Source organism: Streptomyces sp. NPDC001380 (genome assembly GCF_042895785.1).
Lineage (GTDB): Bacteria > Actinomycetota > Actinomycetes > Streptomycetales > Streptomycetaceae > Peterkaempfera.
The window spans coordinates 99,991-113,916 of record NZ_JBIAWP010000010.1 but is presented as its reverse complement, the minus strand read 5'-3'; the positions used below and the strand labels follow the sequence as shown (position 1 = coordinate 113,916).

12 protein-coding genes are annotated in these 13,926 nt (G+C 75.2%); all 12 read right to left on the bottom strand.

The window, feature by feature from the left end:
- Positions 1-46: 46 nt before the first annotated feature.
- On the bottom strand, positions 47-1,726 hold the full coding sequence (locus tag ACFY07_RS14840) for a WXG100 family type VII secretion target (RefSeq protein ID WP_390869011.1): 1,680 nt from the start codon (positions 1,724-1,726) through the stop codon (positions 47-49).
- Positions 1,727-1,797: 71 nt separating this feature from the next.
- Positions 1,798-2,259: a hypothetical protein gene (locus ACFY07_RS14835; RefSeq protein WP_390869010.1), complete on the bottom strand. Its 462-nt coding sequence runs from the start codon at positions 2,257-2,259 to the stop codon at positions 1,798-1,800.
- A 234-nt stretch (positions 2,260-2,493) separates the two neighbouring features.
- Positions 2,494-4,290 (bottom strand): ABC-F family ATP-binding cassette domain-containing protein, encoded by a 1,797-nt coding sequence (locus tag ACFY07_RS14830; RefSeq protein WP_230653071.1) that lies wholly within the window; start codon positions 4,288-4,290, stop codon positions 2,494-2,496.
- 408 nt (positions 4,291-4,698) lie between these two features.
- Positions 4,699-5,652, bottom strand: a complete 954-nt coding sequence (locus tag ACFY07_RS14825) for a 4-(cytidine 5'-diphospho)-2-C-methyl-D-erythritol kinase (protein ID WP_390869009.1) — start codon at positions 5,650-5,652, stop codon at positions 4,699-4,701.
- Between the two features lie 93 nt (positions 5,653-5,745).
- The gene (rsmA, locus tag ACFY07_RS14820; RefSeq protein WP_230653263.1) at positions 5,746-6,561 is read right to left on the bottom strand and encodes a 16S rRNA (adenine(1518)-N(6)/adenine(1519)-N(6))-dimethyltransferase RsmA; all 816 of its coding nucleotides are present in this window, start codon (positions 6,559-6,561) and stop codon (positions 5,746-5,748) included.
- A 201-nt stretch (positions 6,562-6,762) separates the two neighbouring features.
- Positions 6,763-7,077 carry a type VII secretion target gene (locus tag ACFY07_RS14815; protein WP_390869008.1) on the bottom strand — a complete coding sequence of 105 codons (315 nt, stop codon included), beginning with the start codon at positions 7,075-7,077 and terminating at the stop codon, positions 6,763-6,765.
- A gap of 17 nt (positions 7,078-7,094) precedes the next feature.
- Positions 7,095-7,631: a hypothetical protein gene (locus ACFY07_RS14810; RefSeq protein ID WP_390869007.1), complete on the bottom strand. Its 537-nt coding sequence runs from the start codon at positions 7,629-7,631 to the stop codon at positions 7,095-7,097.
- Between the two features lie 30 nt (positions 7,632-7,661).
- Positions 7,662-9,302: an alpha/beta hydrolase gene (locus ACFY07_RS14805; RefSeq protein ID WP_390869006.1), complete on the bottom strand. Its 1,641-nt coding sequence runs from the start codon at positions 9,300-9,302 to the stop codon at positions 7,662-7,664.
- Positions 9,303-9,439: 137 nt separating this feature from the next.
- Positions 9,440-10,309, bottom strand: coding sequence for a TatD family hydrolase (locus ACFY07_RS14800; RefSeq protein WP_390869005.1), 870 nt, complete (start codon positions 10,307-10,309; stop codon positions 9,440-9,442).
- A gap of 5 nt (positions 10,310-10,314) precedes the next feature.
- Complete coding sequence (gene metG / locus ACFY07_RS14795; RefSeq protein WP_230653085.1) at positions 10,315-11,922, bottom strand: methionine--tRNA ligase; 1,608 nt, start codon at positions 11,920-11,922, stop codon at positions 10,315-10,317.
- Between the two features lie 107 nt (positions 11,923-12,029).
- Complete coding sequence (locus ACFY07_RS14790) at positions 12,030-12,599, bottom strand: hypothetical protein (protein WP_390869004.1); 570 nt, start codon at positions 12,597-12,599, stop codon at positions 12,030-12,032.
- Positions 12,600-13,015: 416 nt separating this feature from the next.
- Complete coding sequence (gene rsmI / locus ACFY07_RS14785; protein WP_390869003.1) at positions 13,016-13,882, bottom strand: 16S rRNA (cytidine(1402)-2'-O)-methyltransferase; 867 nt, start codon at positions 13,880-13,882, stop codon at positions 13,016-13,018.
- Between the last annotated feature and the right edge of the window lie 44 nt (positions 13,883-13,926).

Below are 13,926 nucleotides of genomic sequence, written 5' to 3'. Positions count from 1 at the left end.
CTGCCCGGCCCGCAGCGGGTGCGGACCGGGCAGCCGGAACTCGTTCCTACTCAATCACGGTCGGATTGCTCTCGGAAGCGGAGGAGCCCCAGGTCTCCTCGTCCTCCACCAGGTAGTCAGGTCGACGGCCCCGCCGCTCGCGGGAGCTGCGGCCGCCTGCGGCGGAGCCGACGGGCATTCCGTGGCCGTCGGGGTCCGCACCGGCGGCGCCGCGGTTGCGCAGCCCGGAGCCGCCCGGGGTGAACTCCCCGCCCGCGCCCGGACCACGGCGGCCGCCGACCATGCCGCCCTCCTCCGTCGCGAGACGGCGCCCGGCAGAGCCCTGGCCGCCGCGGTAGCCGCGGCCGCCGGCGCCGCCCGCGCCGGTGCCGCCGGCAGCGCCGTGCCCCTCCTCGAGTCCGTCGAACGCCGCACCGCCGGCAGGACGCCTGGCGACCGCGCCGCCCCGGCCGGCCCCGGCGCCCGTGCGGGCCGACCCGGTCGTCCCGGCGCCCTCCTCGGCCCCGACGGTGGTGCCGCCGTAGCCGGGACGGCGGCTGCCCGCACCAGCGCCGAGTCCGGGCTCGCCCTCGCCGAACACCCCGCCGACGGCCTTGCCTCCAGGGCGGAGACCGCCGCCCGCAACGGGACGGCCGCCGGGGACGCGCACGCCACCGGAGCCGGGCGACCCGCCGAGCCGTCCCCCGCCGGGCAGCAGCCCGCCGCCGGGCAGGCCTCCGGTCGGCGGGACGGCCGTGCCCCCCGGCGCCGTGCCTTGGCCACCGCCCGGAAGGGGCGTGGAGCCGCTGGGTGAGGTCGGGAGGACGGCCACGCCGTCGATGCCCGTGCCGACGTGGGAGCCGGTGCCGCCGGTGACCGGAGTGGTGTGAGGGGTCCTCACGTCACCGGTGACGGAGCCCCCTCCACCGGAATGCGTGATCGAAGCGCCGCCCGTCACACCGGAGGAGCCGCGGACAGTGCCGCCGCCGCCGGTGCGCGATCCGGACGACCCGGTGGATCCGGCGCCGCCGACATTGACATCGGTGATGCCGTCCTCGGCATACCTGCGCGGAGGCATCAGCGTCTCCGGCGTCGGCGGGAACGTCGGAGTCTTGGCGCTCTTCATGACGTCCGTCGACATCTCGTACGACTGCCCCAGCTTCTCCATCTGCGCGATGGCCTGCTGGTGCGCGACGTCGATCCGCTTCTGGGCGGCGGCGGCCTCACTGGCGGTCACCCAGTCGGGGTTGACGGCCTTCATGGCCCGGTCGGCGACGCTGGGGCCGGCCGCGGCGCCCAGGGGGCCGGCGAGGGCGGCTCCGACGACGGTGCCGGTGATCGCCGTGGCGGCGGAGGGCTGCGCCCGGTGCCTGGCGACGGTCTCCATGTCCTTGGCGGGCACGTCGGGGATGGCCTTCTTGACATCGCAGAGCGTCGAGCCCGCGTTGGTCATGAAGTCGCCCGCGACCCGCGAGTACTCGGAGAGTTCGAGCGTGGCCTTGGCGACCTGCCGTCCCCACTCCCGGAAGGAGTCGGCGGCGTCACCGGCCCAGTCGAGGTTGGACATGTGGGACATGAGCTCGTTGCCGATCGAGTCCATGACCGTGTGGGCGTTGGTCAGGCGTGTGCCGACGTCGATGACGGAGCCGGCGTCGGCGCGGTGGACCATGGCCTTGAGGGCGGCGTGGTCGTAGCCCTCGAAGTTCGACTTGGGGCTGTAGGGGTTCGCCCCACCAGCGTCCTGCATTCCTCACCTTCCCCGTGGACTGTGACTGCTGCACGCGTCCGCCGTCACGGCGGGACGCAGTGGACGCAGCATCAGAAAGCGCCCTGCTTGGTGCCCTGGGACGCGGCGGGCGCGGGCGCTCCCCCGGCCGCCGGGGGCTTCTGCGCGGCCTCGGCCTGGTCACGGATCTTCCAGAGCTCGGCGAGCCGGGACTCCTCGACGTTCTGGTAGCCCTTGGTGGAGACGTCGACCGTGATGCTCATCGCCTCGATCTGCTGCGAGAGCGTCTTCGACAGGGTCTCCAGGTTGTCGTGGACCTTGGCGTACGCGGAGAAGAGGTCCTCGGCCTCGCCGAAGCCCGTGCCCAGGTGTCCGCTGGCGAGGCGCTGGTCGGAGATCTGCTCCTGGGAGGCCGCGGAGCCCTCCAGGTCCTGGAGCATCTGGTCGACCTTCGACTTGAAGGTCTTGAGGTTCTCGACCTCCGCCGTGAACGCCTGGCGCCCGACGGCCGCCGCCAGGCCGGGCATCCCGCCTCCGCCGTCAGCAATCAGCACAGCACTGCACCTCCCCCGTGCGCGGTGCCTGCACACCGGGACCGCGCCGTCACACCTCGTCGGTTTCGCTCGTCCTGCCGCGGCCCGCACGCAGGGGCACGCAGCCGCCCCAGCTTACCGAGCGCGGGTGTCATCGGGTCAGGGGGCCGGTTCCGTACCGGCGCTCCTGGTACGAAGTTGATACAGGAGCGCCGGTACGGGCGCGTCGGTGCGAACGCGCCGGAGGGCCTGCGGTCAGGCGTCCTCGGCCAGTTCGAGCCAGCGCATCTCCAGCTCCTCGCGCTCGTCCTTGAGCGTGCGCAGGCGGGTGTCGAGCCCGGCGACGCGGGAGAAGTCGGTGGCGTGCTCGGCCATCTCGGCGTGGAGCTTCGCCTCCTGCTCGTCCAGCTTGGCGAGCTGCCGCTCGATGCGCTGCAGCTCCTTCTTGGCGGCGCGGGTGTCGCCGGTGGGCCTGGCGGCCGCCGCGGGGGCGGCGGCGGGGGCCGCGGCGGTCTCGGCGATGCGGGCGCGGCGCTGGAGGTACTCGTCGACGCCGCCGGGCAGCATCCGCATGCGGCGGTCGCCGAGGAGGGCGTACTGGTTGTCGGTGGTCCGCTCGACGAAGTACCGGTCGTGGCTGACGACGACCATGGAGCCGGGCCAGCCGTCGAGGAGGTCCTCCAGCTGGGTGAGGGTCTCGATGTCGAGGTCGTTGGTGGGCTCGTCGAGGAAGAGGACGTTGGGCTCGTCCATGAGGAGCCGCAGCAGCTGGAGGCGGCGGCGCTCGCCGCCGGAGAGGTCGCCGACGGGCGTCCACTGCTTGTCCTTGCCGAAGCCGAACTGCTCGCAGAGCTGGCCGGCGGACATCTCGCGGCCCTTGCCGAGGTCGACGCGCTGGCGGACGCGCTCGACGGCCTCCAGGACGCGCCAGTCGGGGTCGAGCTCGGCGACCTCCTGGGAGAGGTAGGCGAGCTTGACGGTCTTCCCGACCTTGACGGTGCCGGCGGCGGGCTGCGCCTCGCCGTGGGTGGCGGCGGCCTCGGCGAGGGCGCGCATGAGGGAGGTCTTGCCGGAGCCGTTGACGCCGAGCAGGCCGACGCGGTCGCCGGGGCCGAGCTGCCAGGTGAGGTGCTCCAGCAGGGTCTTGGGGCCGGCCTGGACGGTGACGTCCTCCAGCTCGAAGACGGTCTTGCCGAGCCGGGAGTTGGCGAACTTCATCAGCTCGCTGCGGTCGCGCGGCGGCGGCACGTCGGCGATGAGCTCGTTGGCGGCCTCGACGCGGAAGCGCGGCTTGGAGGTGCGGGCCGGGGCGCCGCGGCGCAGCCAGGCGAGCTCCTTGCGGACGAGGTTCTGCCGCTTGGTCTCCTCGGTGGCGGCGATGCGGGAGCGCTCGGCGCGGGCGAAGACGTAGTCGGAGTAGCCGCCCTCGTACTCGTGGACGTCGCCGCGCTGGACGTCCCACATGCGGGTGCAGACCTGGTCGAGGAACCAGCGGTCGTGGGTGACGCAGACGAGCGCGGAGCGGCGGGCGCCGAGGTGGGCGGCGAGCCAGGCGATGCCCTCGACGTCGAGGTGGTTGGTGGGCTCGTCGAGGACGATCAGGTCGTGCTCGTCGAGGAGGAGCTTGGCGAGGGCGATGCGGCGGCGCTCGCCGCCGGAGAGGGGGCCGATGACGGTGTCGAGGCCCTGGGGGAAGCCGGGGAGGTCGAGTCCGCCGAAGAGGCCGGTGAGGATGTCGCGGATGCGGGCGTCGCCGGCCCACTCGTGGTCGGCGCGGTCGCCGACGACCTCGTGGCGGACGGTGGCCGCGGGGTCGAGGGAGTCGTGCTGGGTGAGGACGCCCAGGCGCAGGCCGCCGGCGTGGGTGACGCGGCCGTCGTCGGGGTCCTCCAGCTTGGCGAGGATGCGGATCAGGGTGGTCTTGCCGTCGCCGTTGCGGCCGACGACGCCGATCCGGTCGCCCTCGCTGACGCCGAGGGTGACGCCGTCGAGGAGGGCACGGGTGCCGTAGACCTTGCCGACGGATTCGAGGGTGGCGAGGTTGACGGCCACGTGCGCTGCTCTCCAGGGGTGGTGGGGTACCGGTCTCCCAGGGTAGTGGGCGTCCGGCGTCCTCCGGTCCGGGCGGTCCCCGGGGCCGGTGCGGCCGCCGGTCCTCGCGTGGGTCCGGCCCCGGTGCGGGGGCGGGGGAGTCGCGGTTCCCGGGGCGCATGTGCCCGACCGCCGTCCACAGGCTGTGGACGGCGGCGGCGCGGCGGGCCGCGGCCGCGGGCGGGCATGGAGGCGCTCCGCCGCAGGCGGGCGCGGCGGGGCGCGGCCGCAGCCGGGACGGCCGGCTTTCGCCGCGGGCGGGCGTGGAGGGGCCCGCCGGACGCCGGGAGGGGGCGGGCGGCCGGAAGGGGGCGGGCGGGGGCGGGCGGCCGGAAGGGGGCGGGCGGGCGGAAGGGGGCGGCGGGCCTGTTACCGGACGACGGAGGTGATGTGGGCGCCGGGGACCGGGCCGTGGGTGACGCGGACCGCCCGGCAGGTGCCGGAGGCGGCGAGGGCGTCCGCGACGGCGGCGGCGGAGTCGGCGTCCTTGGCCAGGAAGGCGCAGGTGGGGCCGGAGCCGGAGACGAGGGAGCCGAGGGCGCCGCCGTCCGCGCCCGCGCGCAGGGTGTCGGCGAGGGCGGGGCGCAGGGAGAGGGCGGCGGCCTGGAGGTCGTTGGTGAGGGCGGCGGCGAGCGCGGCGGTGTCGCCGGCGGCGAGGGCGTCGAGGAGGGCGGGGTCGGGCTGGGGGTCGGGGACGGCGTCGGTGTCGGAGCCGGTGCCGGCCTCGTCGCGGAGGCGGTCGCACTCGCGGAAGACGGCGGGGGTGGACAGGCCGCCGTCGGCGACGGCGAAGACCCAGTGGACGTCGGCGCCGACGGGCAGCGGCTCCAGGATCTCGCCGCGGCCGCGGCCGAGGGCGGCGCCGCCGAGGAGGGCGAAGGGGACGTCGGAGCCGAGTTCGGCGGCGAGGTCGAGGAGGACGTCGAGGGGGGTGGCGGTGCCCCACAGGGCGTCGCAGGCGACGAGGGCGGCGGCGGCGTCGGCGCTGCCGCCGGCCATGCCCCCGGCGACGGGGATGTCCTTGGCGATGTGCAGGTGGACGTCGGGGGTGCGGCCGTGGCGGTGGGCCAGGAGGCGGGCGGCGCGGGCGGCGAGGTTGGAGCCGTCGAGGGGGACCTGGTCGGCGTCGGGGCCGGAGACGGTGATCCGCAGGGTGTCGGCCGGGGTGGCGGTGACCTCGTCGCCGAGGGCGACGGCGAAAAAAACGTTGGCCAGGTCGTGGAAGCCGTCGGGCCGGCGGCCGCCGACCGCGAGCTGGACGTTGACCTTGGCGGGCACGCGCACGGTGACGGACTGCGGCGGGGCGGCGGGGGTCACGGTCATGGCTCCTGCGGGGTCTGCTGCGGTGCGGTGGGCGGTACGGGCGGTCGGGCGGTGGGGGTGTTGCGGAGGCGGTGCGAGGGGTCCCGGCGCGGGTCAGGCCCGGCCGGGGCGGTGCTCGGCGATGGCGGCGAACTGCTCGACGGTGAGGGCCTCGCCGCGCAGCCGGTGGTCGACGCCGGCGGCGGCGAGGGCCTGCTCGGCGGCGGCGGGCGAGCCGGCCCAGCCGGCGAGGGCGGCGCGCAGGGTCTTGCGGCGCTGGGCGAAGGCGGCGTCGACGGCGGCGAAGACGTCCTTGCGGGTGGCGGTGGTGGACGGCGGGTCGCGGCGGACCAGCGAGACCAGGCCGGAGTCGACGTTGGGGGCGGGCCAGAAGACGTTGCGGCCGATGGCGCCGGCCCGCTTGACGTCGGCGTACCAGTTGGCCTTGACCGACGGCACGCCGTAGACCTTGGAGCCGGGGCCGGCGGCGAGCCGGTCGGCGACCTCGGACTGCACCATGACCAGGGTGCGCTCGATGCTGGGGAAGGCCTCCAGCATGTGCAGCAGCACGGGGACGGCCACGTTGTACGGGAGGTTGGCGACCAGCGCGGTGGGGGCCGGGCCGGGCAGCTCGGTGACGTCCATGGCGTCGGCGTGGACGAGCGCGAACCGGTCGGCGCGGTCGGGCATGCGGGCGGCGACGGTGGCGGGGAGGTGCTGCGCCAGCAGCGGGTCGATCTCGACGGCGGTGACGCGGTCGGCGACCTCCAGCAGGGCGAGGGTGAGCGATCCGAGGCCGGGGCCGACCTCCACCACGGTGTCGTCGGGCCGCACCTCGGCGGCGCGGACGATGCGGCGCACGGTGTTGGCGTCGATGACGAAGTTCTGGCCGCGCTGCTTGGTGGGGCGGACGCCGAGGACCCGGGCCAGCTCGCGGACGTCGGCGGGGCCGAGGAGGTGGCTGTCGCCGGCCGGCCGGCCCTCGCCGGGCTGCTGGTCGTGGGGGGTCCGTTCGGTACCGGAAGGGGTGCTCACCCCCCTAGGGTACGGACCTCCGGCGTGCGCCCGGCGCGCACCGGGTACCGGCCGCGCGGCGGCGGGCCCGGCCGGGCCCGGTGCCGCGCGGCCGCCTCACTGGGGCACGTCCTGGACGTGCTCGAAGTTCCGGCCGACGAGGTCGTCGTTCCACTCGTGGCCGTCGGCGGAGCTGCGGAGGTTGGCGGCGCCCGCCGCGGTCCGGTCGTGCAGCCCCTGGAGGGCGGGCCCCCAGGTCTCGGCGACGGTCCGCAGGGCGGCGGCGAGGTTCCAGCCGGTCAGGGACTCCGCCGCGGCGGTGGTCTCCCTGACGGCTCTGCCGGTCGGCTCCTTCATGTCCTGCGCGATCCCGTCGGCGGCGTGCGCGGACGCCCGCAGCTCGGCGGGGGTGACCTCGATGTCCCGGGTCATGGCGGGGGCTCCTCTCGCTACTGCGGCTGCCGGGTGGCGCCCGGGGGGATCATGCAGGGGCTGCGCACGGAGAACAGGATGGTCCTGCTGGGCTTCCTGGCCGGCCCCGCGGACTCGGCGCTGAGGGAGAAGCGGGTGTCGTCGTCCACCGCGTCGACCACGGCGGTGTAGTAGTCGTCCTGGTACTCCCGGTAGCCGGTGATCCGGTACCCCTCCTTCTCGAAATCGGCACGCACCTTGCGGACCACCTCCGTGTGGCGCTCCTTGGGGGCGGGGGCGTAGACGGTGTAGTACAGCGAGTAGCGCCCGTCGCGCACCACCTCGTCGTTCCTGCCGACGCACTCCTCGAAGATCGACTCCGCGCTCTTCCGGTCGAGTTCGACCCCGGCAGCCTCGGCCATGCGCGCGGTGTGCTCCTCGGCCCACCGCGTCGCACGCTCCCGGCTCAGGCGCGGCAGCGGGTCGTTCTTCCCGTCGTCGGACATGCAGGCTCCCGTCGTGAGGAGGAGAAGGGTGACGCCGAGCGCGCACCAGGCGGACCTGGCGTCGGCCATGGGGACTCCCGGTGGTCAGGGCGAGGGGGGTCACCCGGGGAACAGGGGAACGTCGTTGTCCTGCTTGGGGACTTCCGTGGGGGGCCTCCCCGCGATGATCCGCCCCTGGTTGGCGAGACTCTGACTCCCCTGGTCCCAGTAGCCGCTGTGGCCGTGGGTGTCGACCTCGAAGTTCCGCCCGCCGAAGGGCTCCTCGGCGGGGTTGTCCCCGAGGCTGAGGTCGGAGAAGTCGTCGATGATGGCGTCGTCGGAGGCCGCCCCCACCCAGACGTGCGAGGGGTCCATGTGGAGGTCGCGGGCGTGGTCGACCGTCATGCCCGGGCTGCCGACGACCGCGATGTCGTCGGCGCCGAGGCCGTGGCCGCCCGCTGCGGCCGCACCGACGGCGGTGGAGCCGTAGCTGTGCCCGATCACGGTGATGTGCCCGTGGCGGTCGCCCTGGGCCGCGCGGGTCCCGGCGATGAAGTGCCGCAGGTCGGGGGCGGCGTCCTGGGCCCGGCCCTGGCCGGCCACGCCCGCGTCGAGGTCGCCGCCGGACGCCTCGGGCGCGTCGTAGCCCAGCCACATCACCATCGCGACGTCCTCTCCTCGGCTCTGCTTCGTCGCGGCGTTCTGGAGCCTGCCGATCCGGTCGAGCTGGCCGTCGACCGAGTCCATGGTGGTGTTGGTGCCCGGGACGAGGACGCCGGTGTGGGCGGCGGTGTCGGGGTTGCCCATGGCGATGACGGCCTGGCCGTCGCCCGCGGGGTCGTAGTCCAGGAGGTAGAGCTCCTTGCCGCGCGGGGCCCCGGCCCCCTGGTCGAGGCGGTCCTGGAGGACGTGGAGGTTCTGCAGCCGCTTGTTCCGCTCGTCCTGGGAGATGTCCGTGAAGTCCTCGGGCCCGCCGAACTCCAGGTCGTTGAGCTCCTGCTCCATGGCGAGCCGGTTGGCGTGGTCGCGGACGTCGCTGGGCAGGCCGTCGGTGCCGCCGATCCGGGCGGGGTAGAGGGCCGCGTACTCGGCGCGGTCCTCGGGGCCGAGGGCCTTCCACCACGCGGCGGCGTCCCGGGGGTCGTCGGGGATCTGCGGGCCCTGCTGCCCGATCGCCTTCATGGCGTCCCGCACGTCGTGGGCCGACTCGGCGGACGCGGCGTCGTTGAAACGGTCCATGATCATGCCGTCCAGCGAGGACAGGGCCCGCACCCCGTCGGCGTCGGCCTTGCGGGCGTCGCGCAGGGCGGCGTCGATCCGCTCCTGGAACTCGTGGCGCCGCCCGCCGCGTTCGCGTGCGATCTGCTGGGCGTCGGGGTCGTTGTGCGGCAGCGACGCGCTCTGCGGGTCGGTGACGGTGCCGTCGTGGCCGACGGCGTAGCCGTCGTCCTCGGCGCGGCGGACCGCGTTGCGCAGGTCGGTGCGGGCCTGCTCCATCCAGAACCGGGTGGTCTCCAGGACGCTGCCGATGGTCATGGCCTCGGTCCGGACGACGTCCATCCTGGCCTCGACGTCCCCCAGGTAGAAGAAGGCGGCGTCGGCGTCCTCCCCCTTCCAGCCGTGCCGGAGCGGTCCGGTCACGCGGCCGCGGTGGCGCCCGGCGGCCTCGTCCATCTCCCCGGAGACCCGAGTCCACGCCTCGGCCGCGGCCTCCAGGTCGCCGAAGTCCTGCGCCATCAGGCGTGCGAAGTCACTGCTCATGCCGGTCCTGGACTCCCCCGTGGTGATCAGCCGTCGAGCACCGCCGATCCTAGGGGCCCGCGGGGGGCCCGGCCGCACCGGCCCCGCGCGTGTGACGCACACCTCGCCGCGGGGCGGGGCCCGGCAGCGGGCGGGGCTCAGTAGTCGAAGGCGCGGGCGGTGTTGGCGGCGACGGCGGCGGCGAGCTCGTCCTCGGTGACGCCCTTGGCCTGCGCCATGGCCCGGAGGGTGACCGGGATCAGGTAGGGGGCGTTGGGGCGTCCCCGGTAGGGGGCGGGGGTGAGGAACGGCGCGTCGGTCTCGACCAGCACCAGGTCCAGGGGGGCGACGGCGAGGGCGTCGCGCAGCGGCTGGGCGGACTTGAAGGTGACGTTGCCGGCGAAGGACATGTAGTAGCCGCGCTCGGCGCACACCTTCGCCATGGCGGCGTCGCCGGAGTAGCAGTGGAAGACGGTGCGCTCGGGCGCGCCCTCCTCCTCCAGCACGCGCAGGACGTCGTCGTGGGCCTCGCGGTCGTGGATGACCAGGGCCTTGCCGTGCCGCTTGGCGATGGCGATGTGGCGGCGGAAGGACTCCTCCTGGATCTCGGCGCCCTCGGGGCCGGTCCGGAAGTGGTCCAGGCCGGTCTCGCCGACGGCGCGGACCTCGGGCCGGGCGGCGAGCGCGTCGATCTCCGCGAGGGCGTCCTCCAGGGCGGGCAGGCCGCCGGGGGCGCGGCGCTGCCCGCTCCAGCCGTCGGGGTCGCCGAGGACGATGCGGGGCGCCTCGTTGGGGTGGAGGGCGACGGCGGCCCACACCTGCTCGTGGGCGGCGGCGAGGTCGGCGGCCCAGCGGGAGCCGGGCAGGTCGCAGCCGACCTGGACGACGGTGGCGACCCCGACGGCGGCGGCCCTGGCGAGGCCCTCCTCCGGGGTGCCCTCCTGCATGTCCAGGTGGGTGTGGGAGTCGGCCACCGCCACCGCCAGGGGCTCCGGCAGTGGCGGCGGTCCGGACTTTCCGCTGCTCATGGAGGTCAGGCGTCCTTCTTCTCTTCCAGGCGGGGGAAGAGGATGTCGCCCTTGGTGACGGTGGAGCCGGCCGGCAGGCGCCCCCAGTCGGCGGCCTCGCCGACGCGCTGGTCGGCGAGGGCGCCGAGGGACGCCTCGGCGCCGAGGGAGTCCCACAGCTTGGCGGCGGCGGCCGGCATCACCGGGTTGAGCAGGACGGCGACGGCCCGCAGCGACTCGGCGGCGGTGTACAGGATCGTGGCGAGCCGGGCCCGGCTCTCCGCGGAGCCGTCCTTGGCGACCTTCCACGGCTCCTGCTCCGTGAGGTAGCCGTTGACCTGCTTGATGAAGTCGAAGACCGCGGCGATGCCGCCGGAGAAGTCGACCTCGTCGCCGATCCTGCGGTCGGCCTCGGCGACGGCCCGGGCGAGGCCGTCGGCGACCGCCTGCTCGGCGTCCCCGGGGGCCTCGGCGGCGGGCAGCTTGCCGTCGAAGTACCTGCCGACCATGGCGGCGACGCGGGAGGCGAGGTTGCCGAAGTCGTTGGCCAGCTCGGAGGTGTAGCGGGCGGTGAAGTCCTCCCAGGAGAAGGAGCCGTCCTGGCCGAACTGGATGGCGCGCAGGAAGTACCAGCGGTAGGCGTCGACGCCGAAGTGCGAGGTGAGGTCCTGCGGGGCGATGCCGGTGAGGTTGGACTTGCTCATCTTCTCGCCGCCGACCATCAGCCAGCCGTTGGCGACGACCTTCCTCGGCAGCGGCAGGCCCTGGGCCATGAGCATGGCGGGCCAGATGACCGCGTGGAAGCGGAGGATGTCCTTGCCGACGAGGTGCACGTCGGCGGGGAAGGTCGCGTCGAACTTCGCCGGGTCCGCGCCGTAGCCGACGGCGGTGGCGTAGTTGAGGAGCGCGTCGACCCAGACGTAGATGACGTGCTTGGGGTCCCAGGGGATCGGGATGCCCCAGTCGAAGGTGGAGCGGGAGATGGAGAGGTCCTGCAGGCCCTGGCGGACGAACTGCAGCACCTCGTTGCGGGCCGACTCGGGCTGGATGAAGCCGGGGTTGGCCTCGTAGAACTCCAGCAGCCTCGGGCCGTAGGCGGAGAGCTTGAAGAAGTAGTTCTCCTCCTTCAGCATCTCCACGGGCCGCTTGTGGATCGGGCACAGCTTGGCGCCGTCCTCGCCGTCCAGCAGGTCGCCGGGGCTCTTGTACTCCTCGCAGCCGACGCAGTACGGGCCCTCGTAGCCGCCCTGGTAGACCTCGCCCTTGTCGTACAGGTCCTGGACGAACTCCTGCACCCGGTGGGTGTGCCGCTCCTGCGTGGTGCGGATGAAGTCGTCGTTGGCGATCTCCAGGTGCTCCCAGAGGGGCTTCCACGCCTCCTCGACGAGCTTGTCGCACCACTGCTGGGGGGTGACGCCGTTGGCGTCGGCGGTGCGCATGATCTTCTGGCCGTGCTCGTCCGTGCCGGTGAGGTACCACACCTTCTCGCCGCGCTGGCGGTGCCAGCGGGTGAGCACGTCGCCTGCGACGGTCGTGTAGGCGTGGCCCAGGTGGGGGCGATCGTTGACGTAGTAGATCGGCGTGGTGACGTAGTACGCCGACGCCCCGTTGCTGTTGGTTCCAGTGGCCGCCATGCAGGAATCCTATCCGCCGGGCGGGGCTGCCCCGGCGCGCCCGGGCCGCCTGCGCGGCCGCCCCTCACCGCCGCACGGGAGGGGCGGCCGCCCGGGAGCGGGCGGTGTCAGTCCTGCGGGCCGCCGTGCCGGCGGCGCAGGTGGAGGTGGAAGGGGAGGTGGAGGCGGCGGCGGGGGCGCTTCCGTCCGGCGTACTCGTCGCGGCGGGGGGCGGCGGCGCGGGGTTCGGGCTCGTGGTGCCCGGCCTCGTGGTGTCCCGGCTCGTGGTGGCCGGGGTCGTGGTGGCCGGGGTCGTGGTGGCCGGGCTCGTGGCGCTCCGGCTCCGTCCCGGCCGGGTGGGGGCCCGGCGCGCCGGGGTTGCGGGTCCAGGAGCGGCCGACGGCGGCGACGCGCCCGGCGCGCATGATGCGGACGGTGTGGCCGCCGCAGCCGGGGCAGGTGGGCTTGAGCAGCGGCGAGGGGACGCGCACGCCGTTCGCCCGGTACTGGCAGACGGTGCGGCCGTCGCGGTCGGTGTGGTGCTCGATGGCGTAGTCCTGCTCCCAGCCGTACCCGCAGCTGAGGCAGGCGAAGGAGTAGGCCTCGTGGACGGCCGGGGCCGGGTTCCCGGCGGTGGCGGTCGCCGACGACGGGTCCGTGCCCGGCCTGCTCACAGGGTTACCGATGGTCTCGCTCATGACGGTCTCCCGGTGCCCTCCGGACGTCCGTCCGGTACGGGTCTTTCCTCTCCAGGGAATTCCCGGGGCGGGCCTGCGGACTCCCGGGTTGCCGAGTCTTGGCCCGCTGTTGGGGATTCCTGTACGGACCGCGGCGCGGTCCCCGTCGCTCCTTGGCCTTCCAGGCCTCCGCTTTACCTTGCGCGCGCCCGGTCGCCACCGCCCGCGCGCGGACCGGCGGCGGTGCGCCGGCGCGGCGCGCCGGTGGCGCCCGCGCGGGACGCCCTGTCCGTCCACCGTACGCCGCCCCGGGGCGGGGCGGCAGGGCGGACGGGAGACGCCCGGCAGGCGCCCGCACCGGCCCGGACCTGCGCCGGGCCGGTCCCGCGCCGGGCCGCTCCCGGCCCCGGCCCGGCCACGGTCGGGCCCCGCCCGGTTCAGCCCCGGCCCGGCTCCGCGGACGGCGCGTGCTTGGCCGCCACGACCGCGTCGAACACCTCCCGCTTGGGGAGCCCGGCCTGGGCCGCCACCGCCGCGATGGCCTCCTTGCGCCGCTCCCCCGCCTCCTCCCGGACCGCCACCCGGCGGGCCAGCTCCGCCGGGTCGAGCTGCTCGGGCGCGGCGGGGGGCGCGCCGGCCACGACCACGGTGATCTCGCCGCGCACGCCGTCCGCCGCCCAGGCGGCGAGGTCGGCCAGGGGTCCGCGGCGGACCTCCTCGTAGGTCTTGGTCAGCTCCCGGCAGACCGCGGCGGGCCGGTCCGCGCCGAACGCCTCCGCCATCGCGGCCAGCGCCTCGGCGAGGCGGTGCGGGGCCTCGAAGAAGACCAGGGTGCGGGGCTCGGCCGCCACCTCGCGCAGCCGTCCGGCCCGCTCCCCCGCCTTGCGCGGCAGGAAGCCCTCGAAGCAGAACCGGTCCACCGGCAGCCCCGAGACGGCCAGCGCGGTGAGGACCGCCGACGGGCCGGGCACGGCCGTGACCGGCACCCCGGCCTCGACGGCCGCCGCGACGAGCCGGTAGCCGGGGTCGGAGACGGACGGCATGCCGGCGTCGGTGACCAGCAGCACCCGGGAGCCGCCGGTCAGGGCCTCCACGAGCTCGCCGGTGCGGGCCGCCTCGTTGCCCTCGAAGTAGGAGACCACCCGGCCGGCCGGGGCCACCCCGAGGGCCTGGGTGAGGCGGCGCAGCCGCCGGGTGTCCTCCGCGGCGACGACGTCGGCGGCGGCGAGCTCCCGGGCGAGGCGGGGCGGCGCGTCGTCCACGTCGCCGATGGGGGTTCCTGCCAGTACGAGTAGACCTGTCACCGCCCCATCCTCGCAGCCCGGCGGCGGGCCCGGGGCGGCGCGGC